General features: G+C 71.1%; 28 protein-coding genes. 3 read left to right on the plus strand and 25 right to left on the minus strand.

The genetic code is table 11. The features are described from left to right. Positions 1-25 precede the first annotated feature (25 nt). Positions 26-1,132 carry a dual-specificity RNA methyltransferase RlmN gene (gene rlmN / locus LNK82_RS15350; RefSeq protein WP_230567661.1) on the minus strand — a complete coding sequence of 369 codons (1,107 nt, stop codon included), beginning with the start codon at positions 1,130-1,132 and terminating at the stop codon, positions 26-28. Between the two features lie 132 nt (positions 1,133-1,264). On the opposite strand from rlmN, the gene LNK82_RS15355 reads away from it, so the two are divergent. Beyond that, the gene (locus tag LNK82_RS15355) at positions 1,265-1,942 is read left to right on the plus strand and encodes a PadR family transcriptional regulator (protein WP_230567662.1); all 678 of its coding nucleotides are present in this window, start codon (positions 1,265-1,267) and stop codon (positions 1,940-1,942) included. 1 nt (position 1,943) lies between these two features. Here the strand turns inward: LNK82_RS15355 and LNK82_RS15360 are convergent, their stop codons facing one another. Beyond that, entirely contained in the window at positions 1,944-2,927 is a 984-nt protein-coding gene (locus tag LNK82_RS15360) for an aldo/keto reductase (protein ID WP_230567663.1), read from the minus strand. Positions 2,928-2,951: 24 nt separating this feature from the next. Next, positions 2,952-3,698, minus strand: coding sequence for a class I SAM-dependent methyltransferase (locus tag LNK82_RS15365; RefSeq protein ID WP_230567664.1), 747 nt, complete (start codon positions 3,696-3,698; stop codon positions 2,952-2,954). Positions 3,699-3,753: 55 nt separating this feature from the next. Between LNK82_RS15365 and LNK82_RS15370 the strand changes: the two genes are divergently transcribed. Beyond that, complete coding sequence (locus LNK82_RS15370) at positions 3,754-4,572, plus strand: VOC family protein (protein ID WP_230567665.1); 819 nt, start codon at positions 3,754-3,756, stop codon at positions 4,570-4,572. Positions 4,573-4,604: 32 nt separating this feature from the next. Here the strand turns inward: LNK82_RS15370 and LNK82_RS15375 are convergent, their stop codons facing one another. The 5 genes from LNK82_RS15375 to rpsB all read right to left on the minus strand — a co-directional run bounded on the left by LNK82_RS15375 (position 4,605) and on the right by rpsB (position 8,808). Then, positions 4,605-5,450 (minus strand): phosphatidate cytidylyltransferase, encoded by an 846-nt coding sequence (locus LNK82_RS15375; protein WP_230567666.1) that lies wholly within the window; start codon positions 5,448-5,450, stop codon positions 4,605-4,607. A gap of 83 nt (positions 5,451-5,533) precedes the next feature. After that, complete coding sequence (frr, locus tag LNK82_RS15380) at positions 5,534-6,091, minus strand: ribosome recycling factor (protein ID WP_230567667.1); 558 nt, start codon at positions 6,089-6,091, stop codon at positions 5,534-5,536. A 46-nt stretch (positions 6,092-6,137) separates the two neighbouring features. Further along, positions 6,138-6,848, minus strand: a complete 711-nt coding sequence (pyrH, locus tag LNK82_RS15385; protein WP_051772088.1) for a UMP kinase — start codon at positions 6,846-6,848, stop codon at positions 6,138-6,140. A 139-nt stretch (positions 6,849-6,987) separates the two neighbouring features. After that, entirely contained in the window at positions 6,988-7,803 is an 816-nt protein-coding gene (gene tsf, locus LNK82_RS15390) for a translation elongation factor Ts (RefSeq protein ID WP_230567668.1), read from the minus strand. Positions 7,804-7,956: 153 nt separating this feature from the next. Further along, positions 7,957-8,808: a 30S ribosomal protein S2 gene (gene rpsB, locus LNK82_RS15395; protein WP_230567669.1), complete on the minus strand. Its 852-nt coding sequence runs from the start codon at positions 8,806-8,808 to the stop codon at positions 7,957-7,959. 396 nt (positions 8,809-9,204) lie between these two features. On the opposite strand from rpsB, the gene LNK82_RS15400 reads away from it, so the two are divergent. Then, entirely contained in the window at positions 9,205-9,723 is a 519-nt protein-coding gene (locus LNK82_RS15400; protein ID WP_230567670.1) for a peptidoglycan DD-metalloendopeptidase family protein, read from the plus strand. 655 nt (positions 9,724-10,378) lie between these two features. Here the strand turns inward: LNK82_RS15400 and LNK82_RS15405 are convergent. From LNK82_RS15405 to LNK82_RS15485, 17 genes are all read right to left on the minus strand, one after another. Further along, positions 10,379-11,380, minus strand: coding sequence for a FliA/WhiG family RNA polymerase sigma factor (locus LNK82_RS15405; protein ID WP_230567671.1), 1,002 nt, complete (start codon positions 11,378-11,380; stop codon positions 10,379-10,381). Beyond that, on the minus strand, positions 11,355-12,332 hold the full coding sequence (locus tag LNK82_RS15410; RefSeq protein ID WP_230567672.1) for a tyrosine recombinase XerC: 978 nt from the start codon (positions 12,330-12,332) through the stop codon (positions 11,355-11,357). The genes LNK82_RS15405 and LNK82_RS15410 overlap by 26 nt, the downstream gene beginning before the upstream one ends. A gap of 33 nt (positions 12,333-12,365) precedes the next feature. After that, the gene (gene dprA, locus LNK82_RS15415) at positions 12,366-13,514 is read right to left on the minus strand and encodes a DNA-processing protein DprA (protein ID WP_230567673.1); all 1,149 of its coding nucleotides are present in this window, start codon (positions 13,512-13,514) and stop codon (positions 12,366-12,368) included. Continuing rightward, entirely contained in the window at positions 13,511-13,825 is a 315-nt protein-coding gene (locus tag LNK82_RS15420) for a hypothetical protein (protein ID WP_230567674.1), read from the minus strand. Before LNK82_RS15420 ends, dprA begins: the two co-directional genes overlap by 4 nt. Before the next feature lie 248 nt (positions 13,826-14,073). Then, a complete protein-coding gene (locus LNK82_RS15425) occupies positions 14,074-15,585 on the minus strand; it encodes a YifB family Mg chelatase-like AAA ATPase (protein WP_230567675.1) in 1,512 nt (503 codons plus the stop codon). Then, positions 15,585-15,938 carry a YraN family protein gene (locus tag LNK82_RS15430; protein ID WP_230567676.1) on the minus strand — a complete coding sequence of 118 codons (354 nt, stop codon included), beginning with the start codon at positions 15,936-15,938 and terminating at the stop codon, positions 15,585-15,587. The genes LNK82_RS15425 and LNK82_RS15430 overlap by 1 nt, the downstream gene beginning before the upstream one ends. Positions 15,939-16,132: 194 nt before the next feature. Continuing rightward, on the minus strand, positions 16,133-16,456 hold the full coding sequence (locus LNK82_RS15435; protein WP_015104440.1) for a DUF2469 domain-containing protein: 324 nt from the start codon (positions 16,454-16,456) through the stop codon (positions 16,133-16,135). Then, entirely contained in the window at positions 16,456-17,250 is a 795-nt protein-coding gene (locus tag LNK82_RS15440) for a ribonuclease HII (protein ID WP_230567677.1), read from the minus strand. The genes LNK82_RS15435 and LNK82_RS15440 overlap by 1 nt, the downstream gene beginning before the upstream one ends. Positions 17,251-17,259: 9 nt before the next feature. Next, positions 17,260-18,162, minus strand: a complete 903-nt coding sequence (gene lepB / locus LNK82_RS15445; RefSeq protein WP_230567678.1) for a signal peptidase I — start codon at positions 18,160-18,162, stop codon at positions 17,260-17,262. 16 nt (positions 18,163-18,178) lie between these two features. Continuing rightward, on the minus strand, positions 18,179-19,081 hold the full coding sequence (gene lepB / locus LNK82_RS15450) for a signal peptidase I (protein WP_230567679.1): 903 nt from the start codon (positions 19,079-19,081) through the stop codon (positions 18,179-18,181). 34 nt (positions 19,082-19,115) lie between these two features. Next, positions 19,116-19,475, minus strand: a complete 360-nt coding sequence (gene rplS / locus LNK82_RS15455; protein WP_230567680.1) for a 50S ribosomal protein L19 — start codon at positions 19,473-19,475, stop codon at positions 19,116-19,118. A gap of 165 nt (positions 19,476-19,640) precedes the next feature. After that, entirely contained in the window at positions 19,641-20,387 is a 747-nt protein-coding gene (gene trmD, locus LNK82_RS15460; RefSeq protein WP_230567681.1) for a tRNA (guanosine(37)-N1)-methyltransferase TrmD, read from the minus strand. Further along, on the minus strand, positions 20,377-20,895 hold the full coding sequence (gene rimM, locus LNK82_RS15465) for a ribosome maturation factor RimM (protein WP_230567682.1): 519 nt from the start codon (positions 20,893-20,895) through the stop codon (positions 20,377-20,379). The genes trmD and rimM overlap by 11 nt, the downstream gene beginning before the upstream one ends. A gap of 8 nt (positions 20,896-20,903) precedes the next feature. Further along, entirely contained in the window at positions 20,904-21,143 is a 240-nt protein-coding gene (locus tag LNK82_RS15470) for an RNA-binding protein (protein ID WP_015104447.1), read from the minus strand. Next, positions 21,140-21,592 carry a 30S ribosomal protein S16 gene (gene rpsP / locus LNK82_RS15475; RefSeq protein ID WP_123745950.1) on the minus strand — a complete coding sequence of 151 codons (453 nt, stop codon included), beginning with the start codon at positions 21,590-21,592 and terminating at the stop codon, positions 21,140-21,142. The genes LNK82_RS15470 and rpsP overlap by 4 nt, the downstream gene beginning before the upstream one ends. Before the next feature lie 153 nt (positions 21,593-21,745). Then, entirely contained in the window at positions 21,746-22,513 is a 768-nt protein-coding gene (locus tag LNK82_RS15480; RefSeq protein WP_230567683.1) for a LamB/YcsF family protein, read from the minus strand. Beyond that, positions 22,510-23,292: a CPBP family intramembrane glutamic endopeptidase gene (locus LNK82_RS15485; RefSeq protein ID WP_230567684.1), complete on the minus strand. Its 783-nt coding sequence runs from the start codon at positions 23,290-23,292 to the stop codon at positions 22,510-22,512. The genes LNK82_RS15480 and LNK82_RS15485 overlap by 4 nt, the downstream gene beginning before the upstream one ends. Positions 23,293-23,297 lie beyond the last annotated feature (5 nt).

Consider the following 23,297-nt stretch of genomic DNA (forward strand, 5'->3'; position numbering starts at 1 on the left):
ACACCCCCGGCGAGCAGCTCCACGCTCAACCCTCGGCGGCGAGCTGGCCGCACGCGGCGGCGATGTCCTGACCCCTCGTGTCACGCACGGTGCACGCGACGCCCTGCTCGTTGACCCGCCGGACGAACTCGCGCTCCACCGGCTTCGGCGACGCGTCCCACTTCGAGCCCGGCGTCGGGTTCAGCGGGATCACGTTGACGTGCACCAACTGGCCCAGGTGCCGACGCAGCAGCTTGCCCAGCATGTCCGCGCGCCACGGCTGGTCGTTGATGTCGCGGATCAGGGCGTACTCGATCGACACCCGCCGACCGGTGCGATCGGCGTAGCCGCGGGCCGCCTCCAGCACCTCGGCCACCTTCCACCGGGTGTTGACCGGCACCAACGTGTCGCGCAGCTCGTCGTCCGGCGTGTGCAGCGAGACCGCCAAGCGGACCTGGAGGTTCTCCTCGGTCAGCTTCCGGATCGCCGGCACCAGGCCCACCGTCGACACCGTCACCGAACGCTGGGAAATCCCCAGGCCATCCGGAGCCGGGTCGCAGATGCGGTGCACCGACTCGACCACCCGCTTGTAGTTGGCCAACGGCTCGCCCATGCCCATGAACACGATGTTCGACAGCCGTCCCGGCCCGCCGGGCAGCTCGCCGTCGCGCATGGCCGCCGCACCGCGCCGCACCTGGTCCACGATCTCCGCCGTGGACAGGTTCCGGGTCAGGCCGCCCTGCCCGGTCGCGCAGAACGGGCACGCCATGCCGCAGCCCGCCTGCGACGAGATGCACAGCGTGGCTCGGTCCGGGTAGCGCATCAGGACGCTCTCGACCAACGTGCCGTCGTGGGCGCGCAGCAACGTCTTGCGCGTCGTGCCGCCGTCGGCCTCGACGCTGCGCAGCTCCGTCCACAACGGCGGCATCAGGTCGGTCACCAGGCGTTCCCGCGCGGCGGCGGGGATGTCGGTCATCGCGTCGGGGTCGACGGTCAGCCGGCCGAAGTAGTGGTTCGACAGCTGCGCGGCGCGGAAGGGCTTCTCACCGAGTGCGGCGACGGCCTCTCGACGCTGGTCGGCGGAGAGGTCGGCGAGGTGGCGCGGCGGCAGCCCGCGCTTGGGCGCGTCGAAGACGAGGGGGAGGGCAGTCATAGCGCCCTCCAGTGTCCCACGCGCACGCCGCACCCATGACCACGCCGACTGCGATCGCCATCACCGTTGCATCGCGATACGTTCCGATATATCGTCGACACGTCGCAACCGATCGATACGAGGAGCATGAAGATGCGTTTCCACGGACACGGGCACCACGAACACCGACACCACCGCGAGCACGGCTTCGGCGACCCACGACAGGGGTTCGGCTTCGGCGGCGGCTTCGGCCGCGGCCCCTTCGGCGGTCCCCCGCCACCCCCCGAGCCGTTCGGCGGCCCTCCGATCCCGCCCGAGCCGCCCGGCTTCCGGGGGCACGGCCGGGGACGGGGTCGCGGCGGGAGGCAGCGCAAGGGCAACGTCCGCACGGCGGTCCTGGCACTGCTCGCCGAACGCCCCATGCACGGCTACGAGATGATCCAGGAGATCAGCGGCCGCACCGACGGCCTCTGGCGGCCCAGCCCCGGCTCGGTCTACCCGACCCTGCAGATGCTGGCCGACGAGGGCCTCGTCGCCTCCACCGAGGAGGCGGGCGGCAAGAAGCTGTTCACGCTGACCGAGACCGGTCGGGACACGGCCGCGAAGCTCGACGGCGCGCCGCCGTGGCAGCAGGTCAACGACGACCTCGACCAGCACGCGGCGAAGCTGCGCACGGCGGCACGGCACCTCGGCGCGGCCATGCAGCAGATGGCCCACGCGGGCACGCGTGAGCAGCAGGTGCGGGCCGTCGAGGTCCTCAGCGAGGCCCGCCGCAAGCTGTACGCGATCCTCGGCGAGCTCGACGTCGAGGAAGACGACCCGGAGGAGTGACCTACCAGCGGTCGTGGACCAGCGGCCGGATCAGCGAGTCGTACACGGCCCGCACCTCGTCCCGGTCCTGCTCCGACAGCGGCGCGAGGTCCGCGGCGGCCGAGTTGGCCCGAGCCTGCTCGGCGTTGCGGGCGCCGGGGATGACCACGGTGACGCCCGGCTGGTCCACGACCCACCGCAGCGCGAACTGCGCCATGGTCGCGCCGGAGGGCACGAGGGCGCGCAGCCGCTCCACCGCCTCCAGCCCGACCTCGAACGGCACGCCGGAGAACGTCTCGCCGACGTCGAACGCCTCACCGCCGCGGTTGTAGTTGCGGTGGTCGTCGGCGGAGAACGTGGTCGACGCGGTGTACTTGCCGGACAGCAGCCCCGAGGCGAGCGGAACGCGGGCGATGATCGCCACGCCCGCTTCCGCCGCCGCGGGCAGCACCCGCTCCAGCGGCTTGAGCCGCAGCGCGTTCAGGATGATCTGGACGCTCGCGACACCCGGCCGGGCGATCGCGGTCAGCGCCTCCTCGACGGTCTCCACGCTCACGCCGTAGGCGGCGACCCGCTTGGCCTCCACCAGCTCGTCGAGGGTGTCGAACACCTCGTCGGTCGAGTAGACCGGCGTCGGCGGGCAGTGCAGCTGGACCAGGTCGAGCGTGTCGACGCCGAGGTTGGCGCGCGACCGGTCGTTCCAGGCCAGGAAGTTCTCGCGGTTGTAGTTCTCCGGCGTCTGGTCGACGCGGCGGCCCATCTTGGTGGCCACCGTGATGCCCGCGTCGCCGCGCTCGCGGAGGAACTTGCCGATCAGCGTCTCGCTGCGGCCGTCGCCGTAGACGTCGGCGGTGTCGAAGAAGTTCACGCCGGTGTCGGCGGCGGCGTGCAGCACCGCCAGCGCGTCGGACTCCTCGACCTGGCCCCAGTCGGCGCCGAGCTGCCAGCAGCCGAGACCGATGACGCCGACCTGCCGACCGAACCTGCCCGCGTTCCTGTTCTCCACGCCCCGAATCCTAGGTGAGCGCGCTCAGGGCAGCACAATCCCGGCCGGCTTGCGCCTCACGTGGACGCGGTAACCGACCTCGAACGACAGGCCGGGCGTGCGTGCGATGGCCTTCTCCGCGACGGCCTCGGAGAACTCGATGCGCAACACCGCCTCCAGGTCCGCACGGCGTTCGAACCGCCACAGCGCGCGCACGCGTCGCAACGAGAACCCCTGATCCGCGAAGAACCGCTCCACGTCCACGGGGTTGTAGCGCGGCTCGTCGGCGCACAGCCACGGCCCGTAGGGCTCGGCCAGGCCGTCGAGGTCCACGATCGCGAGCGCGCCGCCCGGCCGAAGCACCCGGTCGGCCTCGCGCAGGCCCGGCTCGCAGCCGGGACCGAAGAAGTACGCCGTGCGCGCGTGCACCAGGTCCGCGGTCGCGTCGCGCAACGGCAGGCGTTGCGCCGGACCGGCCACCGCCTCGGCGTTCGGCACGTCCGCCACGCGTGCGCGAGCGCGCTGCACCAGCGGAGCGTGCGGCTCGACACCGATGACCGAACGCGCCTCCCGCGCGAACACCGGCAGGTGGAACCCGTCACCGCAGCCGACGTCGACCACGTCGCGGCCGGCCCAGTCGCACTGCTCGCGCAGCGCGCGCCAGATGGCCCCGTCCACGTCCTGGGCGCGGTTCTCGACCTCGTAGAGCTCGGGCCAGTGCCAGATGTTCGGGCTCGGCAGGACGTCGACAGGCCGGACGGCGGCCAACGCGGCGCGGACGAATCCCTTCACGGGACGACTCTAGAGCCGTAGCGTGATCGAGTAGGCGGCTTGCAGGAGGTACGCGGTGTCGATCGTCCCCAATTCTCCCGCTTTGGCCGAGTTGCACCACGGCACGCCGTGCTGGGTCGACATCGCCACCACGGACCTCCAGGCCACGATCGACTTCTACTCCGGGCTGTTCGGCTGGTACTTCTCCGACTCGGGCGGCAACGCGATCGCGCTGGTGGACGGGATGCCGGTGGCCGAGCTGGTCCTCGCCGAGGAGCCGAGCGCGTGGACGCTCTACCTGAACACGCCGCACGCCCGCGCCACCGCCGAGAAGGCGCACGCGTTGGGCGGTCACGTGCTCGGCGAGCCGTCGGACACCGTCACCGTGCTCGCCGACCCGACCGGCGCGGTGGTCGGGTTCCGGCACGTTCCACCCGATTGGGTGTTCGGCGCGGACGGGCACGGCGCGTACGCGTGGGCCGAGCTGAACACGCGCGACGGGCACGCGGCGGACGAGTTCTTCCACGAGCTGTGCGGGTACGAAATCACCCAGATCGGTGACGGCCAGGCGGTCGACTACACGATCTGGGCCGTCCAGGGGCACACCGTGCTCGGGCGTCAGCGGATGGGCCGGGCGTTCGCGCCGGACACCCCCGCGCACTGGATGGTGTACTTCACGGCCGCGCCGGAGATCGGGACGGACTCGGCCGCGTCCCGGGTGCTCGAGCTGGGCGGACGCGTCACCGTGGAGCCGTACGACACGCCGTTCGGCCGGATCACGGTCGTCGCCGACCACACGGGCGCGGTGTTCTCGGTGATCGACCCGTCCCGCACCACACCGCTGTCGGAAGAGGAGGCCACCGAGACGCGGGTGGACGACCCCTACGACGATTAGTCTGCCCCTGCTTCGCAGATGGCGGTCGAGGGCTACACGAACACGTGCAGCAGCAGCCACGCCACTACGGCGGACGGCAGCAGCGAGTCCATCCGGTCCATCAGGCCGCCGTGGCCGGGCAGCAGCGTGCCCATGTCCTTGATCCCGAGGTCGCGCTTGATCAGCGACTCGACCAGGTCACCCGCCGTCGCGGTGACGACCAGGGCCGCGCCGAACAGCACGCCCTGCCACCACTGGCCGTCCAGCATCAGGCCGACGGTGAGCGCGCCGCCGACCATGCCCGCCACCATCGAGCCCGCGAAACCCTCCCAGGACTTCTTCGGGCTGATGGTGGGGGCCATCGGGTGCTTGCCGAACAGCACGCCGGCCACGTAGCCGCCGGTGTCGGACAGCACGACGCCGATCAGGAACGCCAGGACGCGGAACACGCCGTCGTCCGGCACGACCAGCATGACCGCGAACGACGCGAACACGGCCACGTAGGCGACCGTGAAGATGGACGCGGTGACGTCGCGCAGGTAGCCGTCCGCGCCGTCCTTGAGCCGCCAGAGCAGGCACACCAGGATCGTCACCACGAACGCGCTCAGCACGCCGGCGCGCTCCTGAGGCCAGGCGAGCCACACCACGGCCTGCCCGCCGACCAGCACGGGCAGCAGGGCCACCCGGATGCCCGCGCCGCGCTTGAGCGCACCCGCCAGCTCGTACGTCGACACGGCGACGGCCACGGCGACGACGCCGACGAACAGCTCGCGCACCGTGAGCAGCGCGACGAGGATGACGGCGCCCAAGCCGACGCCCACGGCGATGGCCGCGGGCAGGTTGCGCCCCGCGCGTGACGCGCTCTTCTCCGGCGCGCCCTGGTCACCGCCGCCTGACACCTGTTGTGCTCCTATCACGGCCGCAGACCGGCCGAGGAAAGCGCGCGGGCCCGTGGCCCGACCCGCCGAACCGACGTGACCGACTAGACCTCGAGCAGCTCGGCTTCCTTGTGCTTGACCAGCTCGTCGATCTGGGCGACGTAGCGGTGGGTGACGTTCTCCAGTTCCTTCTCGGCCCTGGTGCCCTCGTCCTCGCCGACCTCGCCGTCCTTGACCAGGCGGTCCAGCTCTTCCTTGGCCTTGCGGCGGATGTTGCGGATGGACACCTTGGCGTCCTCGCCCTTGCCCTTGGCGACCTTGACCATCTCGCGGCGGCGTTCCTCGGACAGCTGCGGGATCACCACGCGGATGATCGAGCCGTCGTTGCTGGGGTTCACGCCCAGGTCGGAGTCGCGGATGGCCTTCTCGACCGCGTTGAGCTGGGTGGCGTCGTAGGGCTTGATCACCGCCATGCGCGCCTCCGGGATGGCGACGCTGGCGAGCTGGTTCAGGGGGGTGGGCGAACCGTAGTACTCGACCACGATGCGGGAGAACATCGAGGGGTTGGCGCGGCCGGTGCGCACCGCGGCCAGGTCCTCCTTCGCCACGGACACCGCTTTTTCCATCTTCTCCTCGGCGTCGAGGAGGGTCTCGTCAATCACGGCTGACTCCCTTGGTGTGCGCAGTTCGGCTCGAATCCCAGCAGGTCTAGAAGGACGGGCGACCACCGGGGGTGCTCACCAGTGTGCCGATCTTCTCACCGCGCACGGCTCGCGCGATGTTGCCCTCGGTGAGCAGGTTGAAGACCATGATCGGCATGTTGTTGTCCATGCACAGGCTGAACGCGGTCGCGTCGGCGACGTTCAGGCCGCGTTCGAGCACTTCGCGGTGGGTGATGTTGTCGAACATCAACGCGTCCGGGTCGGTCTTGGGATCCGCCGTGTAGACGCCGTCCACGGCCTTGGCCATCAGCACGACCTCGCACCCGATCTCCAGCGCGCGCTGCGCGGCGGTGGTGTCGGTGGAGAAGTACGGCATGCCCGCGCCGCCGCCGAAGATCACCACGCGCCCCTTGTCGAGGTGCCGCATGGCCCGGCGGGGGATGTAGGACTCGGCGATCTGGCCCATCGTGATGGCCGTCTGCACGCGGGTCTCGATGCCGTGCTCGCGTTCCAGGAAGTCCTGCAGGGCGAGGCAGTTCATCACGGTGCCGAGCATGCCCATGTAGTCGGCGCGGCTGCGGTCCATGCCGCGCTGCTGCAGCTCGGCGCCGCGGAAGAAGTTGCCGCCGCCGATGACGACCGCGACCTGGACCCCTGTTCGGACCACCGCGGCGATCTGGCGTGAGACGGTCTGCACGACGTCGGGGTCGACGCCGACACCGCCACCGCCGAACATCTCGCCGCCGAGCTTGAGCATCACCCGGCGGTAGCCCTGGATCGGCTCGTCGTCGGCGTGCTCCGCTTTCGCGTGGTCTACCTCTGCGCTCACAGGTACTCCTCTGGACACGGCAAGGGCGGGGTCGCGACGTCTGCGCGCAACCCCGCCCTCACGCGAATCAGGCCTGGCCGACCTCGAACCGGGCGAAGCGGGTCACGGTGACACCGGCCTCGTCCAGCACGGCCTTGACGGTCTTCTTGGACTCCGTCACGGACGACTGCTCCAGGAGCACGACGTCCTTGAAGAAGCCGTTCACGCGACCCTCGACGATCTTGGACAGCGCCGCTTCCGGCTTGCCCTCCTCGCGAGCGGTCTCCTCGGCGATGCGGCGCTCGTTGGCCACCACGTCCGCGGGCACCTCGTCGCGGGTGAGGTAGCGGGGACGCATCGCGGCGATCTGCATCGCGGCGCCGCGGGCGGCGTCGGTGTCGTCGCCGGTGTACTCGACCACCACGCCGACGGCGGGCGGCAGGTCGGCGGCACGGCGGTGCAGGTAGGTGGTCACGGTGCCGTCGAAGATGGCGACCTTGGCCAGCTCCAGCTTCTCGCCGATCTTGGCCGAGAACTCCTGGACGACGGCGTCGACGGCCTTGCCGTCGAGGTCGGTGGCCTTGAGCACCTCGACGTCGGCCGGGCGGGTGGCCTTGGCGACCGCGACGATCCGCGCCGCCAGCTCCTGGAAGTCGGCGTTCTTGGCGACGAAGTCCGTCTCGCAGCGCAGCTCGATCATCACGCCGTCCTCGGCCATGACCAGGCCGTTCGCGGTCGTGCGCTCGGCGCGCTTGTCGACGTCCTTGGCGCCCTTGATGCGCAGGAGCTCGACCGCCTTGTCGAAGTCGCCGTCGGTCTCCTCGAGCGCCTTCTTGCAGGCCATCATGCCTGCGGCGGTCAGCTCGCGGAGGCGCTTCACGTCAGCGGCGGTGTAGTTCGCCATCGTGCGATTTCCGTTCCTTCTGCGGTCTGGTCGTCGGCTCGCTCGCCGACGCGTTTACGCGCTTGGGGGTGGTGCGGTACCAGCTGTTCAGCGCTGGGTCCTGTGCGCACGCCGCGCCCACCGTGATCAGGGCAGGCGCGGCGTGCGGACGGATCAGGACTGGACGGGCTCCGTGCCGTCGGCGGCGGGCGCCTCGGCGGCAGCCGGTGCGGCCGGCGCGTCGGCGCCGACCAGCAGCTCCTGCTCCCACTCGGCCAGCGGCTCGTCGACACCCGGCTCGGGCTTGTCCGCGCCGTCGGCGGCCTTGGTGCGGGCGCCGGAGCGCGCCATCAGACCGGCGGCGGCGGCCTCGGCCACCACCTTGGTCAGCAGCGCGGCGGACCGGATCGCGTCGTCGTTGCCCGGGATCGGGTAGTCGACCTCGTCCGGGTCGCAGTTCGTGTCGAGGATCGCCACGATCGGGATGTTCAGCTTGCGCGCCTCGCCGACGGCGATGTGCTCCTTCTTGGTGTCCACGATCCACACGGCGCTGGGCACCTTGGACATGTCGCGGATACCGCCGAGCGTGCGCTCCAGCTTGTCCTTCTCGCGGTTCATCATCAGGATTTCCTTCTTGGTGAAACCCTGGAAACCGCCGGTCTGCTCCATCGACTCCAGCTCCTTGAGCCGCTGGAGGCGCTTGTGGACCGTGGAGAAGTTGGTGAGCATGCCGCCCAGCCAGCGCTGGTTCACGAAGGGCATGCCGACGCGGAGGGCCTCGTTGGCGATGGCCTCCTGCGCCTGCTTCTTCGTGCCGATGAACAGGATCGAACCGCCGTGCGCGACCGTTTCCCGAACGAACTCGTAAGCCCGGTCGATGTAGGTCAGCGTCTGCTGCAGGTCGATGATGTAGATGCCGTTGCGCTCGGTGAAGATGTAGCGCTTCATCTTCGGGTTCCAGCGACGGGTCTGGTGCCCGAAGTGCACGCCGCTGTCGAGCAGCTGCTTCATGGTGACGACGGCCATGGCCGGGTTCGCACCTCTTCGTTCAGGCGCGCCTGGCGTGGGGCCGGCGCGCGTTCCGGTTGGTCGCGGCGGGCCGGGTCGGACCGCCGCCCTGGTGCCCCTGCCGCCGTCCGAACCGGAGGACGTCTCGCCTCAGGACCGCTGGACGCCGTGACTCGACCACGCCGAAACTGGTCGGATCTGCATTGGCACGCGAAGTCGTCCCGCACTCACACGGGCCGCGCTGGCGAGTGTACGCCGGTGAGCCGGAGAACCACGAACCGGGCCTGAAGTTGTCCACAGCCCCACGAGTTGTCCACAGGTGAGCCGAAGCCACTGGTAGCCCCCGGTCCCCGCCGGAACGCTGGACCCGTGACTCCCACCATGCGAACACTGCTGGTCCTGACCTTGACAACGGTGGTGACGCTACCTCTGATCGCGCCGCCGTCGCCCGCGAGGGCCCACCGCACGCCGCGCTTCGCCTGGCCGCTCGCACCACCGCACCAGGTCGTCCGCGCCTTCGAGGCCCCGGTGACGGAGTACGGGCCCGGTCACCGCGGCGTGGACCTGGCCGCTGCCGCGGGCGCCGCCGTCCTGGCCGCCGGCGACGCCGTGGTCGTGCACGCGGGCCCGGTAGCCGACCGGACCGTCGTCTCACTGCTGCACACCGGCGGCCTGCGGACCACCTACGAACCGGTCACCCCCACCGTCCGCCGAGGTCAACCGGTACGGCGAGGCGAGCGGATAGGCACCCTGAACCCGGGCCACGAGGGCTGCCCGACGGACGCCTGCCTGCACTGGGGCGCGCTCCGAACCACCCCACCCCGATCCCGCACCTACCTGAACCCACTGCACCTGGTGTCCAACGGCCGAGTCCGCCTCCTACCGAGGCCGGACAACAGCGGTTCCCAACGCGCCCACCCCAACCCCCGCTGACCTCATCAACCGCCACCACCAACCGCACAACCTCACGGACAGCCTGGACTCCCCACCGCATGACGAGCCTTCAGCCCAGCCACCCAGCCGCCCAACCCCTCCCTCGATCCACCCCACCGCCTCAACCGGCTGCCGCCGCGCCGGCCGGACGCCCTGCAAACCGCGCCCTTTCGCCACCTCGCCCATAGCCGCCGCGCCCTTCCCGTCACCGCGCCCTTCCCGTCACCGCGCCCTTCCCGTCACCGCGCCCTTCCCGTCACCACGCCCTTCCCGTCACCACGCCCTTCCCGTCACCACGCCCAAGCCAGCGCCGCACCCACCGCATCACTTCCTCGCGGCCCCCGCCGCACCACCTCCCCGCCGCGCCCAGCCGCCTCCCCTCGCACGGCCGCTGTGCAGCGCGATCCCGGGCGCGGTCCGGATGTCCCCGATTCGGGGATTTCTCCGGGCGAGGTCGCGGCGGGCGAGTGGCCTCCGGGCGGACGACCCGGATTGCGCAGCCTTGAGTGCGCAGCCTTGATTTGCGGCCTTGATTTCGCGAGACCGCGTATTCCGATCCGCGAGCGGTGCATGTGCGTGTGGGATTCGCCGATGGCCTGTGGCGGGGCGTTCGGCGGTTGGCAGCTGCTGCCGACCCAGCGTCGGCGGAGCCGGGCTAGGCCTCCAGCTGCTCGTTCAGCTTGGTGCGCAGGCGCAGCACCGCCCGGGTGTGCAGTTGGCACACGCGGGACTCCGTGACGCCCAGGACCTTGCCGATCTCGGCCAGCGTCAGGTTCTCGAAGTAGTACAGGGTGACCACGACGCGGTCCCGTTCGGCGAGCTGGGCGATCGCGTCGGCGAGTTGGCGGCGGCTGTCCTGGTCGACCAGCGTGGCGATCGGGTCCTCGGCGCCCTCGTCGGGCAGGGACTCGGCCAGTGACGAGCCCGCGCCACCGCTGCTGCGGCCGGCGGCGATCAGCTCGTCCAGGGCGACCACGCTGGTGAGCTGGAGCTGGGCGTAGAGCTCGCGCAGCTCACCGAGGCCGATCTTCAGCTCGGCGGCGAGCTCGCGGTCGGTCGGGGTGCGTTGCAGGCGGCCACCCAGGCGTTCCAGGGCGCGTTCGACGTCACGTGCCCTGCTGCGCACCGAGCGGGGCACCCAGTCCTGTGAGCGCAGGTCGTCGAGGATCGCGCCTCTGATGCGCTGCATCGCGTACGTCTCGAACTTCAGACCGCGCTCGGGCTCGAACTTCTCGATCGCGTCGACCAGGCCGAAGATGCCGGACTGGATCAGGTCCGCCACGTCGACGTGCGCGGGCAGACCGGTGCCCACCCGGCCGGCGACGTACTTCACCAGGGGCGCGTAGTGCAGCACCAGGCGGTCCCGCAGGGCCTGCCGACGTGACTCGCCGTAGGTGTGCCACAGCGCGATGATCCCGGCTTCCACGTCATCCGCGGTGCGCGACTCAGACGCCGCGTGCGCGGGCCTGCCGGGGACCGCCGCGGGACCGGCGTGCCCGTTCGTGCGCGGCGGCTCGGCGTCGACGTGGTGACCGTACGTCCCAGCCGGGGTGCGCGCCGCCGACGAGGTCCCGACGTGCGCGGCGGAGGGAGAGGTCACGGTTGCGGTCCGCGAACCTCCCCCTGCGACGTCAGGAGCGGGGGTGGGTTCGGTCATGGATCGCCTTCAGCCGTTCGACGGTGACGTGTGTGTAGAGCTGAGTCGTTGCGAGCGTAGCGTGACCAAGAAGCTCTTGGACGGTGCGCAGGTCCGCTCCCCCTTCCAACAGGTGCGTGGCCGCGGAGTGGCGCAGGCCGTGGGGCCCGGTGTCGGCCGTCTCAGGTACCGCACCCACTACATCGTGGACAACCCTCCTGGCGGTACGCGGGTCGAGCCGCCCACCTCGCGCGCCGAGCAGCAGCGCACGGTGTGAACGGTCGCTGACCAGGGCGGATCGGCCATGTTCCACCCAGCGCCGTACAGCCCGTTCGGCCGGAACGCCGAACGGCACGGTGCGTTCGCGACTACCCTTGCCCAGAACCCGAATCACCCTTTGGGAGTAGTCCACGTCGTCGAGGTCGAGACCGCACAACTCGGCGACCCGGACACCTGTTGCGTACAGCAACTCCACCACGGCTTGGTCACGCAGCGCAACCGGATCGCCGTGTTCCGCGCCTACTTCGGCAACTGCCATGGCGGCGTCGGCCTGGTCCGGCCGCAGCACGGCGGGGAGGGTCCGGTGGGGGCGGGGCGCGCTGAGCCGCGGGCCGGGGTCAGCGGCGAGCAGGTCGTTGCGGGAGGCCCAAGCGGTGAACGTCCGGGCGGAGGCGGCGCGTCGGGCCATCGTCGTCCGGCTCGCGCCGGCGGAGTGCTGGGAAGCCAACCACGACCGCAGGCCCGGCAGGTCGATCGCTTCCACGGTGGCGTTGTCGGGTGTGCCCTCGGCTAAGTGGACCAGCAGGGCGACCACGTCGCCGAGGTACGCGCGCACCGTGTGCGGTGACAGACCGCGTTCCATCGCGAGGTGGCGTTCGTAGCGGTCCAGGGCCGCCGCGACGTCCGCGGGCAGCGCGCGACGCAGGCGAACCAGGTCGACACGACGTGTCCGAGCGGGCGGCGGCGGGGACATAGCCCCTGACGCTCCGCCCTCAAGCGCTCTTGGTCAAGTATCGCCACGCCAACTCCCGTCCTGGGAGCGCTTCCAACCGCTTTCCACGCGTTCGGCGAGACTGGCCAGTTCCAATTGCGGCAACAATGCGCGCACCCTGGCCAACTCGACACCGGATTCGACGGAGATCGCCTCCGGGCTGTGCCCGAAGGTCAGACCCAGTGCTTCGAAGACCCGCATCGCCTCGCCCTGCGGTGGTCCGGTGTCGGTGTTCCTGGTGGCTTCGACGAGGTCGACGCCGAGCCGCCCGGTCGACTCGATGATCTCGGCGACGCTGGTCACCGGCAGCGCGATCCCCGAACGCAGCAGCTCGTGGCAGCCCGACGAGCTGACCGACGTGATCGGCCCGGGAACCGCCATGAGCACCCGGCCGAGCGCCGCCGTCGACGCGGCGGTGTTCTTGGCGCCGCTGCGCTGTCCCGCTTCGACTACGACGGTGCCTTCGGCCAGCGCCGCTATGAGCCGGTTTCGCGTCAGGAATCGGTGGCGCGCGGGCGTGTGGGTCGGCGGGTATTCGCTCACGAGCAGCCCTTGGCCCGGAATGCGTTCCAGCAAGGCCCGGTGGCCTGACGGATAGGCGACGTCGATCCCGCAGGCCAGCACGGCGATCGTCGGCCCGCCCGCCGTGATCGCGCCCCGGTGCGCCGCGCCGTCGATGCCGTAGGCCGCGCCGGACACCACGGTGACGCCGGCCTCGGCCAACCCGAAGCCGAACTCGCCCGCGACGTGCTGCCCGTAGCCGGAGGCGGCCCGACTGCCGACCACCGCGACGGCCCGCTCGGTGATCGAGGAGAGGTCGGCCTCGCCTCGGACCCACAACGCCAACGGCTCGACACCGCACCGCAGGCCGTTGGCGGCGGCGATGGCGAGGGCGTTGAAGGGCCAGCGGGGCCACTCGTCGTCCTCGGGGACCAGGAGCCGCCCGCCGACCTTCGCGGCGGCCTCCAGGTCCTGCTCGGCCTGGTCCAACGCCCGCCGGGCCGACGTCTGGCTGTCGACCCCGGACGGCACCTCCCCGCTCTTGACCAACTCGGCGGCCCGCACCGGCCCGACTTCGGCGACGAACCGGACCAGCGCCGTGGCGGGCGGCTCGGCCACCCGTGACAGGTAGGCCCGGGCCAGCCGGATCTCATCGGTGCTCACGGCGACCGCCACCACTCGTCGGGGCCGGGGCGCGTGACCGGCGCGACCACCTCGCCGGGCTCAGGGCCATGCCCCATGTCCGCCGACCCCGCCACCCGAGCCGCCTTCGACCCGGCCGGCACCGGTTCGCTCCCGCTCCGCATTCCGGAGCCCGGCTCGAAGGGCGGGCCCGACTCGACCGACCGGCCGGCGAGCCGACTGCCCGCAAGGTGGCCGCCCTCGACCCGGCTGGACGCGACCACGGTCCGCGCCGCTGCAGTGGGGGTGGCATCGGACGGCACGGCCATGCCCGGCATGAGCACTGACCTCACGGGGTCGACGAGCGTGGCTTGGGACGACGTCGACTCCTGCACTGCCGGCTCGGGGCTTGGGGGTGAGTTGGGATTCGGGGCCGTGTTCGAGGGAGGAGGGGAGGGCATGGCCGGGGTCTGGGGCGCGGAGGGCGGCGGTGTGGATTGAGGGCCTTGTGCAGGTGAGGGCGGCGGGGCTGGGGTTGGGGCGGTGGTCGGTTGAATGGGGGTTGAGGCGGTGGCGGTCGGGGCGGTCGGGGTTGGTTGGGTCATGACTTCCTGCGCTCTCGGAACTCCAGGGCGACGGCCACGTGGTCTGCTGTCGGTTGGTCGACCTCGGCCAGGTCGGCGAGGGTCCAGGCGACCCGTAGGCACCTGTCCGCGCCCCGGCCCGTCAGGGCTCCGGTGGTCAGTGCCCGGTCCAGGACGGTGGTCGCGTGTCTCGGCAGGGCGTACTCCCGCCTGAGGGCGGGGCCCGGGACCTCGGCGTTGGTCAGCCAGCCGTGGGCCGCCCAGCGTTCCGTCGCCCTGGTCCTGGCCTTCTGGACCCGCTCGCGGACGGCGGCCGTCGGTTCCGGTGGGGCGATCTCCGCGTTGCTCATGGCGGTCAGGGGGCGCATCACCACCCTCAGGTCCACTCTGTCCAGCAGTGGGCCGGAGAGCTTGCTCTGGTAGCGCCTCCGCGCGGCCGGCAGGCACACGCAGTCGATGTCCTTCGGCGGTGCGCACGGGCACGGGTTGGTGGCCATCACGAGTTGGAACCTGGCCGGGTAGCGGGCGATGCCGTCACGCCTCGCCAGGCGCACCTCGCCCTCCTCCAGCGCCGTGCGCAGCACCTCCAGCTTCGCCGCGCCGAACTCCCTCGCCTCGTCCAGGAACAGCACGCCCCGGTGGGCCCGGCTCATCGCGCCCGGCTTCGCCATGCCGGTGCCGCCGCCGATCAGCGCCACCGCCGACGTGGTCGGGTGCAGCGAGACGAACGGCGGCGTGGCGACCAGCGGGGTCTCCGGGGAGAGCAGGCCCGCGATGGAGTGCACCGCCGTGACGCCGAGGGCCTCCTCCGGCGACAACGGCGGCAGGAGGCCGGCCAGGCGTTGGGCCAGCATGGTCTTGCCGGTGCCCGGCGGCCCGGTCAGGAGGATGTGGTGACCGCCGGCGGCGGCCACTTCGAGGGCCCACCTCGCCTCCGGCTGGCCGACCACGTCCGCCAGGTCCGGGCCGTCCGGCGGTGGGGCGATGGCGGGCGGGTTGGTGTGGTGGAGGGCGTGCTCGCCGGCGAGCCAGGACAGGACGTCGGTCAACGTGGTGGCGCCGTGCACGGTCATGCCGTCCACCAGGGCGGCTTCGGGCAGCGCGTCCACCGGGACCACGGCCTCGGTCAGGCCCGACCGCTTGGCCGCCAGCAGCGCGGGCAGCACACCCCGGACGGTGCGGACCCGGCCGTCCAGGGCCAGCTCACCCAGCAGCACGGTGTCGGCCAGGCGTTCGCCCGGGATCGCCTTCGCGGCGGCCAGGACGACGCACGCGATGGCCAGGTCGTAGCCGGAGCCGTTCTTGGGCAGCGTGGCCGGGGACAGGCCCAGCGTCACGCGTTGGGACGGCCAGTCGTGCCCGCTGTTGCGCACCGCCGCCTTCACGCGGTCCTTCGACTCGTGCAGGGCGGCGTCCGGCAGGCCGAGGAGCTGGGTCTTCACGGTGCCGACACCGACGTCGGCCTCGATCTCCACCGGCACGCCGTCCACGCCGAACAACGCCACCGACCACGTTCGCGCGAGCGCCATCACACACCTCGCAGGTGGTGCAGGCGGACCTTGCCCTCGGGCGGCCACTCGATCGCGATCACGTCGAACCGGACCTCCACGCGCCCGATCCGGTTGGCGCTCAGCCAGCGCAGGGCGGACTTCCGGACCCGTTCCAGCTTGTCCGGCGTCACGGCTTCCAGGGGCGTGCCCCTGCCGGTGCCCGAACGGCACTTCACCTCGACCACCACCAGCCGGGCGCCGTCGGTGGCTATGACGTCCAGCTCACCGTCGTCGCACCGCCAGTTGCGCGCCAGGATCGACAGGCCCTGGTGCTCCAGGTACCGGCACGCCGCGTCCTCGCCACGCCTGCCCAGGTCGGTCGCCGTGTTCATGTCCCCCTCCTCCGGAATCGGTCTTGGTTCGACCTTGCCGGGGTGCTGGAGGGGTGGCGATGGGCAGTTCGCCGGCTGTGGACAACTTCAAGGGCTGTGGACAGCCGCCGGGGAAATGTCGGTGGCGCGTGGTAACGGCCCACACACGCAAAGGGGCCCACCCTCACGGGCGGGCCCCTGCGACTTTGCGGGTATCAGGAGTTGAACGGGCCGTCCTCGGGCAGCCTGAGGTCGGGTTTGTCCAACTCCTCGACGTTGACGTCCTTGAAGGTGATGACGCGGACGTTCTTCACGAACCGGGCGGGGCGGTACATGTCCCACACCCACGCGTCGGACATCCGCACCTCGAAGTAGACCTCGCCGTCCGCGTTGCGGACCTGCACGTCCACCGAGTTGGCCAGGTAGAACCGCCGCTCGGTCTCCACGACGAACGAGAACTGGCTGACGATGTCGCGGTACTCCTTGTACAGCGACAACTCCATCTCGGTCTCGTACTTCTCGAGATCCTCTGCACTCATTACGCCTCCGCGCGGGTAATCATCGAATCCGCGCCCCTCCTCGTCGCGAGCCTGCCACCGCTGGTCTGCGGGGTTGTCCCATTCTGGACCACGGCGGCCGCGACCACGCCGCGCGCCACCCGGTGCGGCGCCGCCATCCCGTGCCGGAGCGCCGCGGCGGCCACGTTCGCATACGACCAGCGGTGTTGCGCACTCGGGCCGTGCTCCACCAGCGCCGCCGAGTGCTCGGGGGTGCTGTAGCCCTTGTGCACGTCGAACCCGTAGACGGGCAGTTCCTCGTGCAGACCGGTCATGATCCGGTCCCGCGTGACCTTGGCCAGCACGGACGCCGCCGCGACGCACGCCGCCACCCGGTCGCCCTTGACCACCGGCATGTTCGGCGCCGTGAGACCGGGCACCGGGAAGCCGTCCGTCAGGACGTACCCGGGATGTGCCTCCAACCGCGCGACCGCACGCCGCATGCCCTCGATGTTCGCCACGTGCACGCCGATCAGGTCGACCTCGGCGGCCGGGATCACGATCACCGCGTAGTCCAGCGCGCGCTTGAGCACGAGGTCGTACATCCGGTCGCGCGCCGCGGCGGTGAGCAACTTCGAGTCGGTGAGCCCCTCGAACTTCGCCGCGTCACCCGGCTTGAGCACGCACGACGCCACGACGAGCGGGCCCGCGCAGGCGCCACGGCCGGCCTCGTCGACGCCGGCCACCGGGCCGAACCCGCGCCGGTCCAACGCGGCCTCGAAGGCCCAGATCCCCGCGGTCTGCCGGACCTGGACGCGAGGCGGCTTGCGGATCACCCCTCGACCCTATCCCAGCCGTGAACCCCGCAACCGCGACCTCACCCGCTTGCCCAGCAGCAGCACCGGCCACGCCGCCGCGAGGCCGACCCCGGCGGGCAGCGCGTCCTGCCACGCGGGCGCCCCGATGGCCACGACCTGCGGGTTGTGGTCACCGACGCCCTGCCAGCGCGACGGCGGCAGCACGATCACCCGCGCCTTGCCCACCACGTTGTCCACCGGCACGAGACCGCCCTCGCGGCCGTCGCCCTGGCACCGCGAGTCGCACGAGTCGTTGCGGTTGTCGCCCATCACGAACAGGTAGCCCTCGGGGATCTTCAGCTCGGCGAACGACTCCTGCACCGTGCTGCGGCCCGGCGCCCAGTACACGTACGGCTCGTCCAGCGGCTTGCCGTCGACCACGACCCGGTTGCGGTCGTCGCAGCACTGCACCGTCTGCCCGCCGACCGCGATGACCCGCTTGACGAAGTCCTCCTCGTTCGCCGCCGGGAACCCCATCAGCGACCCGAGCCCTTGCAACGCCTTGACCAGCGGGTTCGTCGGCTCGGGCGCGATGAAGTCCTGGTTGATCCAGGTGTCGGGGCCGTGGAAGACCACGACCTCGCCCGGTTCGATCTCCGAGAAGTCGTAGACCAGCTTGTCGACCAGCACCCGGTCGCCGAAGCAGCCGTCGGAGCAGCCGTGCAGCGTCTGCTCCATCGACTCCGACGGGATCATGTAGACCTTCGCCAGGAACGACTGGATCAGCACCGCGAGCACCACCGCGACGCCGATCAGGATCGGCAGCTCTTTCCAGAACGAGCCCTTGCGCTTGGCCGTTTTGCGCGCGCGGGCGCGCCACTGCTCGACCTTTTCCTCGTGCTCCGGTTCACCCTCGTCGGAAGAGCCCCGGGACGACGCGACGTCCACCACCCGGTCAGCCTACCGATCAGGGCTGTGTGGCCCTGGTCAACCGCCTGCGGACCTTGCGGCCGAAGAACACCAGCGGCCACGCCGCGGCCAGGCCGGCACCCGCCGGGATGGCGCCCTGCCACGCGGGCGCGCCGAGCGCGAGGGACTGGGGGTTGTGGTCGCCGATGCCCTGCCAGCGCGACGGCGGCAGCACGATGACCCGCGCCTTGCCGATGACGTTGTCCTCCGGCACGGTGCCCGCCACGCCGCCACCGCCCTGCTTGCGGGAGTCGGTGGAGTTCGTGCGGTTGTCACCCATCACCCAGAGGTGGCCTTCGGGGACCTTGACCGGCTCGAACGGGTCGTGGTTCTCCGGTGACGTGCCGGGCTGCCAGTAGATGTACGGCTCGTCCAGCGGCTTGCCGTCGACCTTCACGCGGTGCTGCTCGTCACAGCACTCGACGGTCTGCCCGCCGACCGCGATGACCCGCTTCACGAAGTCGCGCTCGTCCGGCGGCGCGAGGCCGACCAGGGAGGCCACCGACTGGATGCCGGCCACGATCGGGTTGTCCGACCGGCCGGAGTTGAAGTCGTTGTTGCCCCAGGTCTCGGGGCCGCGGAAGACCACGACCTCACCCGGTTCGATCTCGGTGAAGTCGTAGACCAGCTTGTCGACCAGCACCCGGTCGTTGTTGCACCCGGGGCAGCCGTGGAGGGTCTCCTCCATCGACTGCGACGGGATCACGTACACCCGCGCCAGGAACGTCTGGATCAGGATGGTGAGGACCAGGGCCGTGGCCCCGAGCACGAGCAGCTCGCGCCAGAGCGGGGGCTTCTTCTTGTCCTTCTTCGACTTGCCGCCCGCAGTCGAGTCCGGAGTGGACTCGACTGCGGGATCCTGACCGTCTTCGTCAGCGGAGCGGTGCACGGGATCTGCCACGTGGGCAGGCTACTGCTTCCGCGTGTGTCCGGCGTCAGGAGGCCGGTCGGGCGTCGCGCTTCTCCTTGATCTTGGCGGCCTTGCCGCGCAGGTCGCGCAGGTAGTACAGCTTCGCCCGGCGGACGTCGCCGCGGGAGGCGACCTCGATCTCCGCGATGTTCGGGGAGTGCACCGGGAAGGTGCGCTCGACGCCGACGCCGAACGAGACCTTGCGGACGGTGAAGGTCTCGCGGATGCCGCCGTTCTGCCGGCGGATCACGACGCCCTGGAACACCTGGACCCGCTCACGGGAGCCCTCGATGACGCGGACGTGGACCTTCAGCGTGTCGCCCGGCCGGAAGCTGGGGATGTCGGAGCGCAGCGACTGGGCGTCAAGAGCGTCCAGGGTGTTCATCGGTGGTCCGTCCTCGTCCTCACGTGTATTGCGTACTCCCCCAAGGCGCGGCCGAACTCAAGTCACACACGCGCGGGGGCGGGCCTAGCGCACGCCGGATGAGTTGAACCGGGTGCAGCAACCTGTCCAGTGTGCCAGACGAGGGGCGGCGGGGAGAAATCGGCCCTAGTCCAGCCCTCGGTCCAGCTCGTCGAGCAGCTTGCGGTCGTGCTTGTCGAGCGCCCCTTCGGGCAGGGCCTCGAGCAGTTCGGGGCGGCGTTCGCGGGTGCGGCGCAGCGACTGGTCGCGCCGCCAGCGGTCGATCGCCTTGTGGTTGCCCGAGCGCAGGACCTCGGGCACGGCGAGGTCGCGCCACACCTCGGGCCGGGTGTAGCTGGGGCCCTCCAGCAGGCCGTCGGAGAACGAGTCCTCGGCGGCCGACTTCGGGTTGCCGAGCACACCGGGCAGGAGGCGGACGACGGCCTCGACCACCACCAGCACCGCCACCTCGCCGCCGACGAGCACGTAGTCGCCGATGGAGACCTCGTCCACGCGCATCCGGCGCGACGCGTCGTCCACCACCCGCTGGTCGATGCCCTCGTACCGGCCGCAGGCGAACACCAGGTGCTCCTCCGCGGCCAGGTCGTGCGCCAACCGCTGGGTGAACGGCCGACCGGCCGGTGTCGGCACGATCAGGCGGGTGGCCGGGGTGACGACGTCGTCCAGCGCCTCGCCCCACACCTGGGGCTTCATCACCATGCCCGGACCGCCGCCGTACGGGCTGTCGTCGACGGCCTTGTGCACGTCGTGCGTCCAGTTCCGCAGGTCGTGCACGCCGACGCTGATCAGACCCTTGTCGATCGCCTTGCCGAGCAGGGCGGCGCGGAGCGGGTCCAGGTACTCCGGGAAGATCGTGACGACGTCAATCCGCATCGAGGAGGCCCTCGGGCGGGTCCAGCAGGACGCGCTTGCCCGCGAGGTCCACGGTGGGCACGATCTCGCGCACGAACGGGATCAGGGCCTCGTCGCCGTTCTCGCGCTTGACCACGAGCAGCTCGCCGCCCGGTCCGTGCACGACCTCCAGCACGGTGCCGATCCTCGTGCCGTCCGCGAGCTCGGCGGTCAGCCCTTCGAGCTCGTGGTCGTAGAACTCGTCCGGGTCACCGGTCGGCGGCAGGTCCTCGGTGCTCGCGAGCAGCAAGGTGCCGCGCAGCGTCTCGGCGACGTCACGGGTCAGCACTTCCTCGAAACGCACCAGCAGCCGCCCGGAGTGGTTCCGGGCGGCTGCGACGGTGAGGTTGCGGGAGGTGCCGTCGCGCAGTTTGGCGGTCAGCACCGAGCCCGGCGCGAACCGGGTCTCGGGTGAGTCCGTGCGCACGTCGACCGCGAGCTCGCCGCTGATCCCGTGCGCCTTGGCCACTCGGCCGACGACGACGTCCATGTGCGCGTTCAGCGGTCGGTGTCGACCACGTCGACGCGCACGCCACGACCACCGATACCGGCCATCACGGTGCGCAGGGCGGTCGCGGTGCGACCGCTGCGGCCGATCACCTTGCCGAGGTCGTCCGGGTGGACGTGCACCTCGAGCGTGCGACCGCGGCGGGTCGTGACCAGGTTCACCCGGACGTCGTCCGGGTGGTCGACGATGCCCCGAACGAGGTGTTCGAGGGCGTCAGCCAACAAGCTCACGCCTCGTCCTTGGCAGCCTCGGGAGCGGCCTCGGCGTCAGCCTTCTTGGCGTCGTCCTTCTTGGCCGACTTCTTCTTCGGGGTCGTCGCCTCGGTGGACGGCGCGTCGCCGGCGGCGGCGAGCGCGGCGGCGAACAGGTCCGCCTTGCTCGTCTTCGGCTCCTTGACCTTCAGCGTGCCCTCGGCACCCGGCAGGCCCTTGAACTTCTGCCAGTCACCGGTGATCTCCAGCAGGCGCTGGACCGACTCGGTCGGCTGCGCGCCGACGCCCAGCCAGTACTGCGCGCGGTCGCTGTCCACCGCGATGAACGACGGCTCTTCCTTCGGGTGGTACTTGCCGATCGTCTCGATGGCCTTGCCGTTGCGGCGGGTGCGGGCATCGGCGACGACGATCCGGTAGTACGGCTGACGGATCTTGCCAAGCCGCTGAAGCTTGATCTTGACGGCCACGGGTGTGGGTGCTCCTCGTGCTCTCGTGTGCTCAGGTGCGGGCAGTCCTCACCCGAGTGGGGCACGGGTGGTGAAAGCCCAGGTGTCTGGGGCGCCATGGCACGGTGAGAGGGACCGACCTCGGCGAACAACCGACCATTCTGCCAGACGGTTCTACCGGAGGACGAATCGGGCCACGGGGACGCCCGCGTCCGCCAACGCCCCGCGGATCTTCGTCGCGTGCTCCACCGCGCCCGGAGTGTCGCCGTGCAGGCAGATGGAGTCGACCTCCACCTTGAGGACGGCGCCGTCCGCGGCGACCAGTTCACCCCGCTCGGCGAGCCGGAGCACCTGCGCCAGCACGGCGTCCGTGCTGGTCAGGACGGCGTTCGGCGCGGTGCGGGGCACCAGCGTGGCCTCGGGTGTGTACGCGCGGTCGGCGAACGCCTCCCGCACCGGGCGCAGGCCCGTCCGTTCGGCGTGGTGGAGCAGGCGCGAGCCGGGCAACCCGAGGACGGGCAGGTCGCCGAACGCCTTCACTCCCTCCACCACGGCCCGCGCCTGCCGGTCGTGGTGCACCGCGGCGTTGTAGAGCGCGCCGTGCGGCTTGACGTACTCGACCGACGTCCCGGCCGCCCGGGCGCACGCGTCCAGCGCCCCGATCTGGTACAGCACCTCGTCGGCCAGCTCGGAGGGGTCCGCGTCGATGAACCGGCGGCCGAAGCCGGCCAGGTCGCGGTAGGAGACCTGCGCGCCGACCGCCACGCCCGCGTCCGCCGCCTGGCCGCACACCCGGCGCATGGTCGACGGGTCGCCGGCGTGGAAGCCGCAGGCCACGTTCGCGCTGGTCACGATGCCGAGCAGGGCTTCGTCGTCGCCGAGGCGCCAGATGCCGAAGCCCTCGCCGAGGTCGCTGTTGAGGTCGATCGCGCGGGTGCTCACGCGGGCATCACCCCGATGGAGACGAGGAGCAGGGTCAGGCCGGGCAGGAAGTTGTTGATGACGTGCGCCACCACGCTCGCGGTGAGCCTGCGGGTGATGAGGCGGGCGATGCCGATGGGCAGTGCGATGACGATGAGCAACGACGTCCGCAGCGGTTCGAGGTGGCTGGCCGCGAAGATCAGCGTGGTCAGCACGAACGCCGCCCACCGGCTCCAGCGCTGCCGCTCGATCGCGCCCCACAGCAGTCCCCGGTAGATCACTTCCTCGCACACCGGGCCCAGGAAGCACACGTAGAGGAACATCGCCACGGCGGCGGCCAGCGGCAGCCCCGCGCCGTCCACGAGCTCGCCGATCGCGGAGGTGGCGTTCTTGTCGCCGACCACCCTCGACCAGATCACCGCGGCCACGTAGGTGAGCACCAGGCCGAGCGCGCCCAGCTTGAGCCCGACCTTGACGTCCGCCCAGTCCCAGGCGAGCCGGAGGTCCTGGAACGGGCCGTTGCCGCGCAGGTAGGTGATGGTGACGGCGACCGCCGCGGCCAGCACCGTCGGCACGATGGACCCGATCAGGACGAAGCTCACCGACGAGCCGATGTCCGTGCCCGAGGTCCTGGCCACCGCCGTGATGAACACCGCGCTGAGCACGAAGACCGCTTCGACGAGCAGGAACGCGCCGAAGCCCCACCGCTGGCCCGCGTGCACCGCTTCGGGCTCCCGTCCCACCGCGCGGACGCTGGCGATCAGCCCCGGGGGCGGTTCATCCGGTCGTGTCACAGCCATCCACC

It is taken from the genome of Saccharothrix luteola, assembly GCF_020859565.1.
Taxonomy (GTDB): Bacteria; Actinomycetota; Actinomycetes; order Mycobacteriales; family Pseudonocardiaceae; genus Actinosynnema; species Actinosynnema luteola.